Here is a 17,906-nt window from a genome sequence, read left to right on the forward strand (position 1 = left end):
CGACACAGGTGAGTGTCATCTAAGCGTAAAGTGCATCTGCCAGTGTCGATGTTGCCGTCAACTAAGGAGTAGTTTCCACGATGGTACGACTCGATAAGAAAGCCACTAGGCTGTATGTCCTGGACACGAATGTCCTGATCCATGACCCCGCCGCGCTTTACCATTTTGATGAGCACGACGTGGTTATTCCCATGACTGTGCTTGAAGAACTAGACAAGCATAAAAACGGCATCAGAGAGATCGCCCGCACCGCGCGGCAGATTAGCCGCACGCTGTCAGACCTTACCAACCAAGTCACCTTTGATGAGATCCAGAAAGGTATTCCTATTCCGCGCATTAGCGGTGAATCGGGCCGCTTACATTTTTTGTGCTACAACGACCTTAAACCCTTCGACTCCCTTGATGACAGCCCCGACAACCGCATTTTGGCGGAAACCTGTCGGTTACGCGATGAGCGCCCGGATGCTTCGGTCATCCTGATCACCAAAGACATTAACCTGAGGGTAAAAGCAGCCGCACTAAAAGTGCCGGTGGAAGACTACCTGAATGATCGCGCCTATTCTGACAGCGATGCAATGATTGAAGGCGCACAGGTATACACCACTGCGGGGCAGGACGGTGCCTCGCTGTGGGAAACGCTCAATGTCGATGTCACCGTCGAGCGTGTCGACCACCATACTTTCTATCAATTAAGTGGCAACATGCCGCGCCATTGGCATGTCGGCATGCTGGTATCCGATAGCGAAAATGGCGCTGAGTTTGAAGCCATTGTCCGTGAGCTATCACCGTCATCTGCCCGACTACAGCTACTTACCAACTACCGTCACCATGCTGGCGTGTGGGGCGTTCATGCCCACGACAGCCGCCAAAACTTCACCCTCAACTTGCTGATGGACCCAGACATTGATCTGGTCACGATTGCTGGTAATGCAGGTACCGGTAAAACGTTTATGACGCTCGCCGCAGCGTTCCAGCAAACACTAGATGCCAAACTATTTGAGCGCATTGTATTTACCCGTGCACCGATTCCCATGGGCGAAGATATCGGTTTCTTACCGGGCACCGAAGAGGAGAAAATGTCACCGTGGATGGGTGCCTTCCACGACAATATGGATAACCTGTTGCGTAACGAAGAGGGAGAGTCTAGCTGGGATAATGGTGCCACCCGACAGCTTATTGGCTCGCGGGTGCAGATTCGCTCCCCAAGCTTCATGCGTGGGCGTACCTTAAACGATACGTTCTTGATTATTGACGAGGCGCAAAACTTTACCCCCAAACAACTCAAGTCGCTGGTAACCCGAGCGGGCCGAAATACTAAGATTGTCTGTTTAGGCAACGTTGGCCAGATCGACACCCCCTACTTAACCGCCAACACCTGTGGCATGGCTGCTGTTGTCGAACGATTTAGAGATTGGCCCCATGCTGGGCATATCACGCTGAAAAGCGTTGAACGGTCGCGCCTCGCGCTGGCAGCTGAAGAGCTTTTGTAACGCTTGCCGCAAACCACCTTGCCGATTCACCCTTCGACTAAGAGCATCGCCCAGCAAAACTGGGCGATGTGCTCTAATGAATATAGCTAGCAGGGCTATTACTCTACTCCCGTGGTTGGTGCTGCGTGTCAGAATTTTCACTATTCCAAGGGTTTTCAACACCCACTGTATCGGCAGCAAACGCCTCTCGTTCACCTAGGGGGCGAGCCGCTCCAATCGTTGTATCGTTGCAAGTCTGACGCTCCATCTCACAGTTGAGCTCCGCACCAAACAGCACCACAAACGCTGAGAGCCAAAACCATAGCATTAACGCTACAACGGCCCCGAGAGAGCCATACAGCTCACTAAAGGTAGAAAAGTAACGTACGTAAAGCGATAGACCGCCGGAGCCTAGTAGCCACATAGTGGTGGCAAACAGCGTGCCATAGCTTAACCACCGCCACTGGGCAGAACGCCGATAGGGGGCGTAACGATATAGTAAAGCAATAAGTACGCTCATCAGTACCAACAACGCCGGCCAACGCAACCATTTCAAGACACTATCTACCGGTGGTTCAATCATCAGCGTATCAACCACAATCGGCACAATGGCGATAAACCCCAGTGACACTAACGTCATCGTAATTAGCCCGAAGGTTAACGACACCAACACCACACCGCGCAGTAGCAACGGACGCTTTTCATGTTCCCCGTACACCACATTCAAACCGACGACGAGTACAGAAACACTTTTTGACGCAATAAACATGGCAACCAACAGTCCTGCTAGCGCAGTCATTACATTCCCAGACTCCGTACTTTCCACGACCTCTTGGGCCTGCTGATCAATCAGCTTCGCCGCATCCGGCGGCATAAAACGACTAATTTCATAAAGCTGACGACCGGCCTCAACAGGATCAAACAACAGCCCCCAAAGAGAGATAACTGCTGCAATCGTTGGAAATAGCGCCAATAAGGCATAAAAAGCCACGCCCGCCGCAAACATGGTAATACGGTCACGACGAGCAGCACGCACTACCCGCCAAATAATATCGTGCCACCCCTTACGGGGGATATCGTCAGGCGCTGTGGCTTTCCGACCCCGCCAGTGAGACTCTACTCTCCCTTTTTGGCTCATCGCAGCCCCTCCCACATTAGTAAAAGCGCCACTATTACAGCGAACACCATCATCAAACCGCTACCATGATGACGCATCCATGCTTCTGCGAATAAACCTCTGTTCAACTGCCTCATTAACGCTCTTTCACGAGCAAGCGAAAACGCAACACTCGCCATTTTCACCTTTTCACAGGCATGGGCCAAAGCCTCTATAACGCGCAATCCTTTTACAGAAAAGACGCTATACAGCCACCATAAATCGCCTGCAGGTGGCGCTTGAATGACAACGCGGCGCAGTAAGCTAGCGCCAATCACCACCACCATCACAACAATCATGACACCAACAGGGAAAGGCCAACTCAGGCTTAACCATTCGGAGGCTGGTGGTATCTCAACACTACCAGCGGGCAGTGGAAGCCATATTGGCGTTACCAGGGCGGCGACCAATGCAGCCAACCACGCGCCCCACTGGAAGGCATTACTACCCCCTGAGTGCCGTTGCTGCCACTGACGCCACACGCAAACACTGATCAACGCAGAAGTGCCAATGGCCGCCCAGGTAAGCAGCATAATAAGATGTTCGTGATGCATGTCATAAAGCGCACTTTTAACGCCCCACTTACTTAGCATCCCCGCCGCTAGCGCACCCGTTAGCGACACGCCAGGCAAGGCGATTAACGCAAACAGCATCGGTTGCGGCCAGCGAGGCATGTGCTCGCTAATACTAGTACCCAGAAAGAGTGCTCCTTTTGCCAATGCATGATGAGCGGTAAACAACACCACACCAGGTAATAACAGCGGCCACACGTCTGGGGCGGCTAACCCCATTGCCACCATAGCAGTGAGCATTCCCATTTGGCTGATGCTGGAGTACGCCAGAACCGCTTTTGGATGGCGCTGCCACACACCATACAACGCAGCACCAAAGGCGGCTGCCAATCCTGCTATTAGCATGACGTTGCCAAGCTGGAGGAGCGCAGGTGACAATCCGTTAACTCCTAACGGCAATACATTTATCCATGCTAATAGCCCAGCTTTAATCATCGCGCCGCTCAGCACCGCGCTAGCAGGAGCAGGCGCTACTGGATGCGCTAACGGCAACCAAACATGAAGGCCAATAACCCCCGCTTTCACCCCAAATCCAAGCCACAACAAAAGCGCCATCGTGGCCCCGTGGTCAGCGACAGCGATTCCCTCACGCACTCCCTTAAGCGTCAGCGTTTCTGAAGTGCCTGCCACCCAAAGAAAACCGCCAAGGATAAGCCCTTCACCAATAACGGCTAAGATTAAGTATGCCCTTGCGCCCAACCGCGCTTCGTCACTACCGCTATGGACTACCAGGGCATATGCGGCAAACGTCATCAATGCAAAGCCCAGATAAAAACTGGCGATATCTTGAGCAATAATCAGCAGCACATTGCCCAACAACGTCAGCGGCCACAGAAGCGCTAACCGCTGACATCGACGCTGTATAACCTGATCGCCTGCCTGTGCTTTTCGTTGCTCTGCTGCAAAGTATCCACGCGCATGAATGGCCGCTAAGCTCCATAGCAAAGCGGTAAAGGCCAGCCACGGACGGCTCAGTGCATTTAACTCCCAATAACCGCCTAACATCCAGGCGCTGATTGACCACTGGACCTCGCCGCTAAAGGCTAGCAGTAACGCCGGCCATGAAGCACTCACCCAGAGCATCGAGAAGTAGTCGCGGCTCGCCGCAGGCGTTCTATACGCCTGCCATATTGTGGTGCCCGCAACGCACAGAGGCCAAAGTAATGCCGCAAGCAAAAGTAGCGTGATCATGGCAGGTACTCCCCTACCGCCACGCGGGTAGCCCAATCCAGCGGGCTAAACGGCAATCCTGCCAATAAACCTGCTCCAATGCTTACCAGTGCAGTAAACACGGCTGGCCATAATAGCCAGCCGTGGGTTTCCAAGCGCCCAAGGCGCTGTTCATTAGGCCACTCACCCTTTCCATGAGCCGGCCCCTCACGAAACCAAAGGCGGTGCAAAATAGGCAAAAAATAAATAGCATTCAAGGTACTACTCGCAACTAAAACCGCCACAACCCAATACATCTGCGCCTGGATAGCCCCCACCCCCAAGTACCACTTAGTGATAAAGCCCGCGATAGGAGGCAGCCCAATCATACCCAACGCCCCTACGGTGAATGCGAAGCTGGTAAGGGGCATACGCTTGCCGGCACCGTTCATTTCATCAATACGGTGGATACCAAGCTCTTCAGCGTAGTTACCCGCGCAAAAGAACAGCGTGACTTTCATCAAACCTTGATGCAGAAGATGCGCAAGTGCACCAATGGTACCGAAGGGGCCAAACAGGCAAACACCAAGCACAACATAGGAGACCTGGCTGATAGTAGAAAATGCCAACCGAGGCTTTAATTCTTGCTGGGCAATCGCGCGCAGCGAGCCGTAAATAATCGTAATTGAAGCCGCGACCGCCAATACAGTGGTGACACCAAGTTCAACGCTGAGCTCAATACCATAAAGATCATAAATCACCCGAAGGATGCCAAAGGCACCGGCTTTTACAACCGCAACCGCATGTAACAGCGCGCTAACTGGCGCAGGCGCTACCATTGCTCTTGGCAGCCATCCATGCAACGGCACCATGGCAGCTTTAACGGCAAGGCCTCCTACCAGTAATGTAAATATCAGTATCAGCAGACCACGATGATCATTGAGGTATGGCGACAATCCCTGCTCAGAAGCGAACGAATGGTCGCCGGTTAAACTATAAAGCAGCACCACACCGAGTAGCAGCACCACGCCAGCCGTTAAGGTATAACGCAGATAAACACGCCCCGCTGCTAACGCTTTGGCGGTTCCGTAGTGGACGACCAGCGGGTAGGTAGAAAGGGTCAGCATTTCGTAGAAAATCAGGAACGTAAACAGATTCCCGGCTAACGCGATACCCAACGTACTCGCGACACACAGGCTGAAAAAGCCAAAAAAACGTTTTCGGTTCGCCGCCCCTTCTAAATAGCCGATCGCGTAGATCGTGGTACACAGCCACAGTAGCGAAGAAAGTCCAGCAAACATTACTCCCAACGCATCAGCTCTCAATACAAACTCAACACCGCCCACTATCTGGAAACTAAAGGTGTCTTCAACCCCCTGAGAAACCCGCCCAACCATCAAGGTTACCAGGATGATTTTACTCACAGCGGCAATCAGGTTAATGCTGGTACGCAGCCGCCGCGCGTCTTCAGGCAAAAGAAAAATAACCGCTGCTGCAAAAAGAGACGTTGCTAACGTTGTTAGCGGTAGCCAAGCCGCATTCATGCGCCACCTCCCTGGAGTAGCGCCAGTGGTAGGTGAGCCAATAAGCCTAGGGCAAACGCTGCCACCGCCAAACAAAGCGCAATAAGATCCATGCCAGGCGCTAACGGCTGGTAATGATGGCGAGGCGCAGTTTCATCAAAGCAGTAACGGAAAACACGAAATATATAAGCAGCTGTCAGCAGTGTGCCCACCAATAGTGCGGCAACAGCTACCCATTGCTGTGTCATCACCATCGCCTGTAGCAGCAACCACTTTGCGGTAAACCCTGCGCTAGGCGGCAATCCCATCAGCGTAACGGACGCAATGCCGAACACAAGCAGTGACAGCGGTAAACGGCGGCTAGTGCCTGCAAGCCCTTTGATTGAGCTTTCGCCGGTGGCAAGAATCAAATTACCAACGGCCATAAACATAGCCGCTTTTGCTAGCGAGTGGCCCATCAACTGTAGCCAAAACCCTTCCCAGGCCAGTGCCCCTGGCAGCGGAGAAATAGTAGGCCCCAACAGTAAAGGAAAGGCCACCATTAGGTAGCCCAACTGACCTACCGTAGAAGACGCTACCAAGGTTTTAAGCGATTCAGCACGCCACGCAATTAGCCCACCCCAAACAATCGCTAACATGCCCAACCATGCCACAAAGCGTGGGGCAAACAGCGCTTCGGGAAGTAAAATTCCCCACAGCATGATCAACATAAACAACGAGGCTTTAATCACCAACGCCGCATGCAATGCACTCACCGGCGTCCAAGCATTTTCATGCACAGGCGTTAGCCACCCGTGTAGCGGAAAGAGAGCTGCTTTCAGCGCCAACCCTGCACCCATCAATGCAGCAGCCACCCAGGCCACTGGGCCAGGCTCAACAATGTCAGCCAGAGTTATAAGGTCAAGCTCTCCCCAGTTCCCAAGTAGTAAGGCCACACCAAGTAAATAGGCAAGAGACCCCACCAACGCTAACAGTAAATATCGCATGCCTGCTTTCAGCGCATTAGCCTTACCTGATAGCAGCAACATGCCTACGGCAGCCAGCCCCATAGCCTCTAATGCAGCGTAAAGGGTTAATAAATCTACTGCTAGCCAAATAAGCGATAGCGCACTGATCAGCACACCCATCAGTGCCCACAGCCATCGTGCTTGCTTGCCGGGGCTGGTAAGTTGCAAATGACCCGGTGTGTATAAGGCAGCCGCTACCCCTACCCACTGAGTGATCATTAACATCAAACCGCTCAAGCCATTAAAGCGCAGTGACAGCTCAACGCCCGCAACATGCCACTGCCAGCGCAGTAAGCCCACTTGAAGGTAATCGACAACCAACAGTGCGCCAGCCAATAAAATTGGCAGGCATGCAAGCATCACGGGAAATAGACGGCGCGGTGTAAAAAGCGCACCTAACAGCCCTGCAAAAATCGGCAACACCAAGATAATCAACAGCGCCCAGTGGCTATACCACAACGGCTCAAACGTACTTTCGTACAAGCCAAAACGCCATATCATTGCGCATGCCTCGCAGCATCACTGTCACTTGCTAGCGCAGACACACCCTCTAACAACACAAGTTGCCGAATAAGCAGCACACCTAACAACGTGCCTAGCCAGGCAATGATTAGTCCCACGCTGATAAGCGCCTGCGCTCCAGGCACCGTGCCCGCCATACCCGCCAGCAGCAAAAACACACCAGACCCGAGAACATTAAAGGCCATTAAACGGCGCAGCATATGTTTATGTAGCGTAAACGCTCCCATAGCTGTCGCCACAATAACCACAGCGGCGATAATTAGCGGATGCTCAGTCAGCGAATACGCCATATCAGGCAATAAAAACCGAATGGCACCCCCTATCATCACACTCCAGGCTAGCGCCAATAGGGCGCGCACCACGCCATGAGACCAACGGTGGCGGGAGCGGTCATGATGCGAACCCTTTTCGATAGTGGCAGGGAATGCGCTCAATGCATAAAAAAAGCTCCCCCCGGTCAGAACAACTCCTAATACAAGCTCTGCCAACGCCAACCAAGGTGCACCAAGCTTCCACCAGGAAAGACTCATTAATAGCGCAAAGAGCAAAAATAGCCCGCTCGCCCGTTTTAAGTGACGATCAAACAGGCAGACTAGCGACGCGGCTACTATGCAGAACGCTATACCGCTTTCTAGATAGTCAATTGACGCTATCATAAGCCTTCGCTAATTCCTTGCATCGGCTGAGGGAACCAATGTACGGCTAAGCCAAACGCTCGCTCAGCCACTTGCCAATATCGTTAACCTGCTGCGGGCATAGTGCATGCGCCATCGGATACTGGCGATAATTAACCGTATAACCCATTTCTTTTAAGCGTTCGACACCATTGCGACCCAGAGTTTCAGGAACGATGGGGTCGAAATTCCCATGGTGTACTTCGATAGGTATATCACGATTGGCTTCAGCTAAATCGATGCTATCGGCTGTCGCAAAATAGGTCGACATAGCTAACAGTCCGCCAAGAGGCTGAGGGAAAGAAAGCGCCGCCTGATAAGCTACTGCGCCGCCTTGGGAAAAACCCGCGACGATAATACGGCGGCTGTCGATCCCTTGATCAATCTGCTCTTCAATCAGTGCCTGAAGTCGTTCAGCAGACGTTCTCAACTGCGCTTCATCCACCCGACGTCCTAAGTCCATGGCAAGAATGTCATACCACGCTGGCATCACCATGCCGCCATTAATAGTGACCGGCAAGCGCGGCGCATGGGGCATAATAAAACGCACATGCGCTGAGTCAGGGAGTGTAAGGGCTGGTACTAGCGGCTCGAAATCGTGCCCATCGGCACCCAACCCGTGAATAATAAACACGCACGCATCGGCGGGTTGACCATTTTGCGGTTCAATAATCAGTTCGCCTGGGGCTGTCATGGGCTCTTTCCTTGCTGACGTTAAAAGCGCCACCCTAGCGTAAAGTGACGCGTTCGGCGAGTCATTTGCCTGCTTAAAGCGGCCAAACCAGTGGAATAAGAGTTAAGGCAATGATTCCCGTCAAAAGGTTCAAGCCACCACCAACACGTAAAAAATCACTGACCCGATAGCCGCCAGGGCCATGCACCATAAGGTTCGTTTGATAACCAATCGGCGTTAAAAAACTAGCCGAAGCAGCAAACATTACCGCCACCACATAGGGCATCGGGTTAACCCCCAGGCTTTCTGCTGCAGCCATAACCACCGGAAAAATGATTACCGCAGCAGCATTATTGGTCACCAATTCGGTCAACATTGCCACGACGCAATACGTGGCAATTAATAGCAACAGAGGGTTACCCGCCACCAACGACAGAACACTGCCTGCCAGGAAGTCCGCCGCGCCGGAGGTTTGCAGCGCAGCCCCTACCCCGAAAGATGCTGCAATAGTTAGCAACACTTGTGTATCCAAACCACGCTTAGCAGCGTCTACAGAACAGCAACCGGTTAACAACGCTAGCGCCGCGCCTAACATAGCCGCATTGAGCATACTTAAGACACCTAGCGCCGCCAGCAGTACAGCCCCCAACAAAATCGCCCAGGCCAACGGAGCTTTTTCATGCACGGGCCGCGCAGCGCCGTTCAACTCACTGATTAAGAGAAAGTCTTTCGATTGTCGGTGGCGCTCAATAAACGGTGGACGCGCTTCTAACAACAGCACGTCAGCGGGCTGCAAACGCACTTGCCCTAAGTTTCCAGTCACCCGCTCGCCGCCACGGCAGATCGCCAATACGGCAGCGCCATACAACGTTCTAAAACGCCCGTCACGAATACGCTGTCCAATAAACTGGCACTGGTTCGATACCACTGCTTCAACCAAGCGCCGCTCTTTGAACTCTTTTTCCAAACTCGACGCCGCGTCACGAGAAGGGATCAGGCCACGAATTTGCTGTAGCTCTACAGCGGCGTCCGAGGTGCCCACAAAGACGAGTCGGTCACCTGCCTTTAGCTGCTCGCCTGGCCCCACCACACTCACCACATTACCAGCGCGCTCAATTTCAACTAAAAAAAGCTCTTGAAGATGGCGCAATCCAGCCTCTTCCACCGTACGGTCAACCAGCACCCCTGCGGGATCTACTTCCATTTCGATGGTGAACTCGCGAGGGTTAGCAAATGCTTTTGAGATCCCCTCTCGCGAAGGCAACAAGTGTGGCCCTAGGAAAATAAGATAAGCAAGGCCCACCAGCGCAACAGGAACACCTACCCAGGCCAAGTCAAATAAGCCCATAGCAAGGTTAGGATAGCGCTCCACTAACAAACCATGCACCACTAAGTTAGTACTGGTGCCAAACAGTGTAATGGTACCGCCTAAAATGGAAGCAAAGCTGAGCGGCATTAAGAGCCGTTGAGGAGAAAGCCTCAACCGTCGACTCCAGCTCATCACCGCCGGAATGTAGGTAGCCACTACTGGCGTATTATTGAGAAAACCGCTGAGTGAAGCCACAGGTAACAAAAGCCGAACAAGTGCACCACGCTCACTGTTAGGACGACCCAGTACATAGCGGATAATCAGGTCGATACCACCGGTTTCACGAATACTCGCCACCAATACGTACATGAAAGCTACGGTAAACAAGCCGCTGTTAGAAAAACCGCCCAGCGCCTGCTGCGGGTCAATGACACCCAAGGTCATTAACACCACGACGGCACCAAGCAAAATAATATCTGGCCCCAGTCGAGACAGTGTCATTAGTGGGAAAATAGTAAGCACTACTCCCACGGCTATCCAAGCATCCAGCGACATATCCTGTCTCCCTAACATAAAATCTTGGAAACATTGTGCCGCCTTGACGATATTCTAAAAAGTTATTTTTGGAAACACGTTAATAACAAAAAAGAATATAGGTGTGGGGTGTGAGGTGTGAGGTGTGAGGTGTGAGGTGTGAGGTGTGAGGTGTGAGGTGTGAGGTGTGAGGTGTGAGAATGTTGACTAAGCAGAAACGAAAAAACCCCGCTTTCGCGGGGTTTTTAGCATATTAGCGTTATGCGCTAACAGCGAACATCATCGTTTCTAATTAAAGAACTTTGATGTTAGAAGCCTGAAGGCCTTTTTTACCCTGAGTGACGTCGAAGGAAACCTTCTGGCCGTCTTGCAGAGTTTTGAAGCCATCAGCTTGAATTTCAGAGAAATGCGCGAACAGGTCGTCGCCATTGTCGTCAGGAGAAATGAAGCCGAAGCCTTTAGTGTCGTTAAACCACTTAACGGTACCAGTTGCCATGATCGAAATCCTCGATGTAGCTTGATGTAGAGCCGGGTAATACCCGAGTTGCAGTGGGTAGAACAAGAAACTTTCACCAGACTAAACGCTTGGGCGTTTCGATACTGCTGACAACGTTCGACTTGCTAACCAACTGCATCCAGCATGCGCTTAACTTAGCCGCACGTCAATACTATAGTTAAAAAAAATGTCAGGGTGATGACCGATCCGCTGCCATCATCCACCCCGCTGCTTTTTCGGCGATCATCAAGGTAGGAGAGTTGGTATTGCCACTGGTAATAGTCGGCATGATGCTGGCATCTACCACCCGCAAACCAGTCACTCCCCTAACACACAGTTTGGAATCCACCACCGCCATGGGGTCATCTTCGCGGCCCATTTTTGCCGTGCCCACTGGGTGAAAGATGGTGGTACCGATATCCCCCGCCAGCTTGGCCAGATCGTCGTCACTCTGGTATTCAAGCCCTGGCTTGAACTCTTCCGGCTGGTACTTTGCAAAGGCCTGCTGCTCGGCAATGCGCCGGGTGACCCGCAGTGAGTCTGCGGCCACCTTGCGGTCTTCCTCAGTACTCAGGTAATTAGGTTCGATGGCTGGGGCAGCTTGCGGATCGCGGCTTTTGATCTGCACACGGCCACGGCTGGTGGGGTTGAGATTGCACACACTGGCGGTAATCGCAGGAAACCCATGCAGTGGCTGGCCAAACGCATCCAGGCTTAATGGCTGCACGTGGTATTCGATATTGGCGTGCCGATACTCATCCGAGCTGCGGGTAAAAATGCAAAGCTGTGAAGGTGCCATACTCATCGGGCCTGTACGTTTAAACACGTACTCCAAACCAATCTTGACTTTACCCAGCAGGGTACCGGCCATGGTATTGAGCGTTTTTGCCCCTTTCACTTTATAGACAGAGCGAATCTGTAAGTGATCCTGCAGGTTTTCACCCACACCCGGTAGCGCTGAAACTACGTCAATACCGTGTTGATGTAGTAGCTCGGGCGCGCCAATCCCAGAAAGTTGTAGTATCTGCGGCGAGCCAATAGCCCCCGCGCTCAACACGACTTCTTTATTAGCCCCTACACTAAGCGTTTTGCCCTCGCGGAGAAGCTCTGCGCCTACGCAGCGCGGTTGGTCATCTTGCGGCTCAAATAGCAGACGATTGACGTGGGTAGAGTGCCAGATCGTTAGGTTAGTGCGTTGCTTGATCGGTCTCAGAAACGCTTTAGAAGTATTCCAGCGCCAACCATTGCGCTGGTTGACCTCAAAGTAATTGACGCCTTCGTTATCACCGCGGTTGAAATCATCAGTGCGTGGAATACCCGCTTGCACTGCCGCCTCGGCGAAATCGTCCAATACTTGCCAGCTTAAGCGCTGCTTTTCTATCCGCCATTCGCCACCATGACCATGGTAGCGGCGATGATCAGCATCGCCGTCACCGCCCTCGTCCAGCCGGTGGTGATCTTCATGCTGCATGAAATCCGGTAGGCAGTTATCCCAGCGCCAGGCGTTATCTCCAGTCAGCTCAGCCCAGTGGTCGTAATCCCGTGCTTGGCCACGTAGATAGAGCATACCGTTGATGCTTGAACAGCCACCTAGAGTCTTGCCGCGTGGGTAGATTAATGACCGACCGTTGAGCCCTTTGTCGGGCTCGGTACGAAACAGCCAGTCCGTGCGGGGGTTGTTGATGCAGTACAGATAGCCCACGGGAATATGAATCCAGTGGTAATTATCCGGCCCGCCGGCTTCAATCAGCAGCACCTTATTATTTGGGTTAGCGCTTAGCCGATTGGCCAGCAGGCACCCAGCGGTGCCTGCACCAATCACAATGTAGTCGAAATTATTGTTAGCAGTGTGTGGCATGGACGTGCTCCCGTCACCTGGCGGCATTACTTAGCCGTCGGCATCACGAACTCAGCACCCGCGTCGATGGAGTCTGACCAGCGCTGCATGATGGATTTCTGCTTGGTGTAGAAACGTACGCCCTCTTCCCCATAGGCATGCATATCGCCAAACAGGGAGCGCTTCCAGCCGCCAAAACCGTGCCAGGCCATGGGAACCGGAATGGGGACGTTGATGCCAACCATACCTACCTGGATGCGGCGACCAAATTCACGGGCGACGTTGCCACTTTCGGTAAAGCAGCTGACGCCATTGCCGAACTCGTGGTCGTTGATCAGCTGAATCGCCGTGGCGATATCCGGCACGCGTACGCAGACCAGCACGGGGCCGAAAATTTCTTCCTTATAGATAGTCATCTCGGGGGTGACGTGGTCAAACAGGGTACCGCCCATCCAGAAACCATCGGCACAGCCTTCGCCTGTTTGCGCGACATCAAATTCACGACCATCTACCACCAAGTGTGCGCCTTCTTCTACGCCTTTATTGATGTAACCGGTAATCCGCTCATGCGCCTGACGGGTGACAATCGGGCCCATTTCCGCATCAAGCTGCATGCCGTCCTTCACTTTCAGCGCCTTGGCACGCTCCGCCAGCTGAGCAACGACACCATCGGCTACATCGCCAACCAGCACCGCCACGCTGATCGCCATGCAACGCTCGCCTGCCGAGCCGTAGGCAGCGCCAATCAAGGCATCCACGGCTTTATCCAGGTTGGCATCCGGCATCACCACCATATGATTCTTGGCCCCGCCCAACGCCTGAACGCGCTTGCCATGTTTGGCGCCGCGCTCGTAGATCAGGTTGGCAATCGGGGTGGAACCGACAAACGACAGTGCCTTGACGTCCGGATGATCAATTAGCGCTTCAACACTGTCCTTGTCACCCTGCACCACGTTGAAAACACCATCCGGTAGCCCTGCCTGCTTAAGCAGATCAGCAATCATCAAAGAGGCACTAGGGTCCAGCGGGCTGGGCTTGAGGATAAAGGTATTACCGGTGGCGATCGCGACCGGGAACATCCACATCGGCACCATGACCGGAAAGTTGAACGGCGTGATACCGGCGACCACACCCAGCGGCTGGCGCATGGTCCAGTTATCAATCCCAGTGCTAACCTGCTCGGTGTAGTCACCTTTTAGCAATTGCGGAATGCCACAGGCAAACTCGACAATATCAATCCCGCGCGCCACTTCGCCCTGAGCATCGGTAAACACCTTACCGTGCTCCTTGGTGATCGCTTCGGCCAGCTCATCCTTATGGGCGTTCAGCAGCTCCAGAAAACGGAACATCACGCGCGCCCGACGAATGGGTGGGGTATCTGCCCAAGCAGGAAATGCGGCTTGAGCAGCGTTAACGGCACTGTCTACATCCTGGGTGCTGGCCAAAACCACATGACCGCTGACCTCGCCGGTAGCAGGGTTAAAGACCTGTTGAGAAAGGCCTGAGCTACCCTCGTTGATCTGCCCGTTAATAAAATGATTAATAGTGGTTGTTGTCATTTGGTTACCTTTATAAGCAAATTAAAATAACGGTGTAAGTGCGGATAGATTAACCGCCTTGATATGGCAATCAATTGAGTAATTTTTAACCTAGATATAAGATTTACTAATAACACAGCAGTAGCAGGTGGCCGCTTATGCAAGAGAACTCAGCACTACGGGCATTTGTCGCCGTAGCACGTACGGGTAGCGTTTCACGAGCGGCTGACCAGCTATGTATTACTCAGCCCGCAGTAAGCCTAAAGTTGAAGCAGCTTCAGCAGCATTTGGGGCTAACTCTGTTCACCCGTCGCCCACAGGGGTTAACGCTAACCGCCGATGGCTATGCCTTATTGCCCGCCGCAGAAAATGCCCTTGCCAGTGCGCTTGCCTTTGAACAAAGCGCCAGAGCTTTACATAGCACCCTGCGAGGAAAGCTGAAAATCGGCACGATTGTAGACCCTGAATTTATTCGCCTAGGTAAATTTCTCAGCCGCTTAATGGCTCGCGCGCCCCATCTTGAAACCGAGTTGCATCACAGCATGAGCGGTAGCGTGTTAGCAAAGGTGGAGCAGGGTGAATTAGACGTAGGCTTTTATCTCGCCATGCCAGGCGAAGGAACTGACAACTCAGCACTGGCTTGGCGTGAGTTGACTCATTTTCACTATCACATCGTCGCCCCAGCTGGCTGGGAAGCCAAGCTAGCAGACACCCGCTGGGAAGTACTGGCTGCCCTACCTTGGATCGTTACACCAACGGATTCCGTACACCACCGACTACTTAAACACGCGTTAGCAGCAAGTGGAGCCAAGCCCAATCGGGTCGCTCAAGTAGACCAAGAAGTATGTATGCTAGATCTAGTCCGCGCCGGTGTCGGGCTTAGCCTAGCGCGGGATGCGTTGGCAATGACCGAACGACAGGAAAGCGGCTTGACGATAGCGGATAGTATTCGCCTGCCCTGTGCACTCAGCTTGATCTGGCGCAAAGAGCGTGCCACAGAACCCACCGTAAAAGCGGCACTCGACACGTTGGATACGGTTTGGCAAAATCGTTTAAATTAGACAGATTATGTACAATAAAATCTAGCGCGTATAAAAAATTAGGAACCTACGTTAATAAATTGAATCACTATTCAGTCAGCTAATTAGCCATGTTCCTAGAAAGTCCTAACTAGAAAGCCTTAAACTGGAGCGCCCTAAATGTCTCGTCTAATGCCATTTTCCAAACCGTTTCGCCCGCTTTTGCACGTGCCTGCTTTTTGCATGGTGGTAGCGGTAGGTTTAACAAGCACCTCGTTACACGCTCAATCTAATGCGTCGGCCACCTTTGCTGGCGGCTGCTTTTGGTGCATGGAACCGCCCTATGATAAGCAGCCCGGCGTCAGCGCCACCATCTCTGGCTATATGGGTGGCGAGCTTGAAAACCCTACGTATGAACAGATTTCTCGCGGTGGAACTGGTCACGTCGAGGTGGTGCAAATTGCCTATGACGATAGCCAAATCAGCTATGAACAGCTGCTGGAGATTTTCTGGCGAAATATCGACCCCTTCGCCGTAGACCGTCAGTTTTGTGACAGCGGCGACCAGTACCGTTCAGCCATTTTTTACCATAATGATGAACAACGAGAGCTAGCAGAAGCCTCTAAAGCTGACATGGAAGCACGCTTTGACCAAACTATCGCGACTGAGATAGCTCCTGCCAGCGAGTTTTGGGAAGCTGAAGAGTACCACCAGGATTATTATGAAAAAAATCCACTACGCTACCGGTTTTATCGCCTGAGCTGTGGTCGTGATGATCGTCTGGAAGAAGTATGGGGTGAAGAAGCAGGCGGCCCAACATTTCAGTAGCACACTATCAGCATGCACATCTAACGGAACGTTTTTTGTCCGGGACTGCCCTATGATTACGCTTTAGTTAAGTCGCTAACCATTGAATTAGGCAAAGCGTTATTTTTCTACTAAAGTGGAGAGTCAGCATTAATAGACCAGTCGACTAAAAACTGGTTTATGCCTTAACGCCCCGTTGATCAAAAGATAGGAGATCTTATGAGCAACAGCATCACAACCGTCAATCCAACCACCGGCGAAACGCTTGAAACTTATGCGCTGATGGATGCCAGCCAAGCCAAGCAGATTGTCGAGGCAAGCCATGAAGCGTTTCTTGACTGGCGGCTTAAACCTCTTGACCATCGTGCCAAAGTGGTTAAAGCCATTGGCGAGGCGCTTAACGCCCATAAAGATGAGCTTGCCGAGCTAATGGTAAAAGAGATGGGCAAGCTGCCTAGCCAAGCCCGTCAGGAAGTTGACCTTTGCGTGGGCATCTGTGATTACACTGCAGCGCATGGCCCTACTACATTAGCTGACGAAGAGCGCAACCCCAGCAACGGCGAGCGTGGCATTGTTACTTACTCTCCCATGGGTGTTATCTATGGCATACAACCGTGGAACTTCCCCGCTTATCAGGTAGTACGTTACTCCATCGCCAACATTATGGCGGGTAATAGCGTGTTGCTGAAACATGCTGAAAATGTCACTGGCAGCGGCCTACTGCTCGAAAAAATTTACCGTGAGGCAGGCCTGCCGGAAAATGTTTTCCGCACGATTGTTATTTCTCATGATGTATCTGATGAGGTGATTGCACACAAAGCAGTTCGTGGCGTTACTTTAACGGGTAGTGACGGTGCTGGTCGTAAAGTGGCGGCAAAAGCTGCCGAGCACTTGAAAAAAACGGTATTGGAACTGGGCTCAAACGACGCTTATCTAGTGCTGGATGACGCCGATATGGACGTGGCGATCAAGACCTGCGTTCAAGGACGCGTATACAATGGCGGGCAGACTTGCGTTGCAGCCAAGCGTTTTGTAGTCACAGAAAAGAATTACGAAACATTTAAAGAACGTTACGTCGCACGTATGCAGTCGTTGAAAGCGGGTGACCCCACTAACGAAGATAGCGATCTTGGTCCTATGGCCCGTGTCGATCTGCGCGATACTCTTCATGAGCAAGTGGAAGAGAGTGTTCGCAAAGGTGCAAAAATCTTATGCGGTGGTGAAAAGCCATCCGGCAAAGGAGCATTTTACCCGGTAACCGTACTGGATAACGTGACACCCGGCCAGCCCGCCTACGATGACGAGCTATTTGGGCCAGTCGCAGCGCTGATTCGCGCTAAAGACGATGAAGACGCCATGCGTATTGCCAACGACAGCCGTTATGGCCTCGGCGGCGGCATCATCTCTAAAGATGTGAAGCGCGCTACCGAGCTTGCCAGCAAGTACTTTGATACCGGCATGGTATTTATCAACGGCTTTGGCGTTGCTACCCCAGAAATGCCGTTTGGCGGCGTCAAAGATTCTGGTTATGGGCGTGAGCATGGTGGTTTCGGCATGCTGGAGTTTGTTAATGTGAAGTCGGTCATTGTCGTTAAAGAGTGATGATCGTAAAAGAGCGATG

At 52.4% G+C, this 17,906-nt stretch carries 14 protein-coding genes; 4 read left to right on the plus strand and 10 right to left on the minus strand.

What is annotated here, in order from left to right; genetic code table 11:
- Positions 1 to 80: 80 nt before the first annotated feature.
- The gene (locus K1Y77_RS12520; RefSeq protein ID WP_264017761.1) at positions 81 to 1,490 is read left to right on the plus strand and encodes a PhoH family protein; all 1,410 of its coding nucleotides are present in this window, start codon (positions 81 to 83) and stop codon (positions 1,488 to 1,490) included.
- Between the two features lie 103 nt (positions 1,491 to 1,593).
- Here the strand turns inward: K1Y77_RS12520 and K1Y77_RS12525 are convergent, their stop codons facing one another.
- From K1Y77_RS12525 to K1Y77_RS12570, 10 genes are all read right to left on the minus strand, one after another.
- Complete coding sequence (locus K1Y77_RS12525; protein WP_030073604.1) at positions 1,594 to 2,607, minus strand: YihY/virulence factor BrkB family protein; 1,014 nt, start codon at positions 2,605 to 2,607, stop codon at positions 1,594 to 1,596.
- Positions 2,604 to 4,388, minus strand: a complete 1,785-nt coding sequence (locus K1Y77_RS12530) for a complex I subunit 5 family protein (RefSeq protein WP_264428809.1) — start codon at positions 4,386 to 4,388, stop codon at positions 2,604 to 2,606. Before K1Y77_RS12530 ends, K1Y77_RS12525 begins: the two co-directional genes overlap by 4 nt.
- Positions 4,385 to 5,890: a complex I subunit 5 family protein gene (locus K1Y77_RS12535; RefSeq protein WP_030073608.1), complete on the minus strand. Its 1,506-nt coding sequence runs from the start codon at positions 5,888 to 5,890 to the stop codon at positions 4,385 to 4,387. Before K1Y77_RS12535 ends, K1Y77_RS12530 begins: the two co-directional genes overlap by 4 nt.
- A complete protein-coding gene (locus tag K1Y77_RS12540; protein ID WP_030073610.1) occupies positions 5,887 to 7,377 on the minus strand; it encodes a complex I subunit 5 family protein in 1,491 nt (496 codons plus the stop codon). The genes K1Y77_RS12535 and K1Y77_RS12540 overlap by 4 nt, the downstream gene beginning before the upstream one ends.
- Entirely contained in the window at positions 7,374 to 8,054 is a 681-nt protein-coding gene (locus K1Y77_RS12545) for a hydrogenase subunit MbhD domain-containing protein (RefSeq protein WP_030073612.1), read from the minus strand. The genes K1Y77_RS12540 and K1Y77_RS12545 overlap by 4 nt, the downstream gene beginning before the upstream one ends.
- Positions 8,055 to 8,100: 46 nt before the next feature.
- A complete protein-coding gene (locus tag K1Y77_RS12550; protein WP_030073614.1) occupies positions 8,101 to 8,766 on the minus strand; it encodes an alpha/beta hydrolase in 666 nt (221 codons plus the stop codon).
- Between the two features lie 73 nt (positions 8,767 to 8,839).
- Complete coding sequence (locus K1Y77_RS12555) at positions 8,840 to 10,609, minus strand: SLC13 family permease (protein ID WP_264428814.1); 1,770 nt, start codon at positions 10,607 to 10,609, stop codon at positions 8,840 to 8,842.
- Between the two features lie 271 nt (positions 10,610 to 10,880).
- On the minus strand, positions 10,881 to 11,084 hold the full coding sequence (locus K1Y77_RS12560; RefSeq protein ID WP_009101184.1) for a cold-shock protein: 204 nt from the start codon (positions 11,082 to 11,084) through the stop codon (positions 10,881 to 10,883).
- Between the two features lie 190 nt (positions 11,085 to 11,274).
- A complete protein-coding gene (locus K1Y77_RS12565; RefSeq protein WP_264428825.1) occupies positions 11,275 to 12,942 on the minus strand; it encodes a GMC family oxidoreductase in 1,668 nt (555 codons plus the stop codon).
- Positions 12,943 to 12,968: 26 nt separating this feature from the next.
- Positions 12,969 to 14,480, minus strand: a complete 1,512-nt coding sequence (locus tag K1Y77_RS12570; protein WP_264428827.1) for a CoA-acylating methylmalonate-semialdehyde dehydrogenase — start codon at positions 14,478 to 14,480, stop codon at positions 12,969 to 12,971.
- A 137-nt stretch (positions 14,481 to 14,617) separates the two neighbouring features.
- Here K1Y77_RS12570 and K1Y77_RS12575 point away from each other — a divergent pair, with 137 nt between their 5' ends.
- The 3 genes from K1Y77_RS12575 (at position 14,618) to K1Y77_RS12585 (ending at position 17,887) form a co-directional block, all read left to right on the plus strand.
- Positions 14,618 to 15,520 (plus strand): LysR family transcriptional regulator, encoded by a 903-nt coding sequence (locus K1Y77_RS12575; RefSeq protein WP_264428829.1) that lies wholly within the window; start codon positions 14,618 to 14,620, stop codon positions 15,518 to 15,520.
- Between the two features lie 201 nt (positions 15,521 to 15,721).
- On the plus strand, positions 15,722 to 16,306 hold the full coding sequence (gene msrA / locus K1Y77_RS12580; RefSeq protein WP_198023736.1) for a peptide-methionine (S)-S-oxide reductase MsrA: 585 nt from the start codon (positions 15,722 to 15,724) through the stop codon (positions 16,304 to 16,306).
- A 198-nt stretch (positions 16,307 to 16,504) separates the two neighbouring features.
- On the plus strand, positions 16,505 to 17,887 hold the full coding sequence (locus K1Y77_RS12585) for an NAD-dependent succinate-semialdehyde dehydrogenase (protein ID WP_264428831.1): 1,383 nt from the start codon (positions 16,505 to 16,507) through the stop codon (positions 17,885 to 17,887).
- Positions 17,888 to 17,906 lie beyond the last annotated feature (19 nt).

The organism is Halomonas qaidamensis, assembly GCF_025917315.1.
GTDB classification, from domain to species: Bacteria; Pseudomonadota; Gammaproteobacteria; order Pseudomonadales; family Halomonadaceae; genus Vreelandella; species Vreelandella qaidamensis.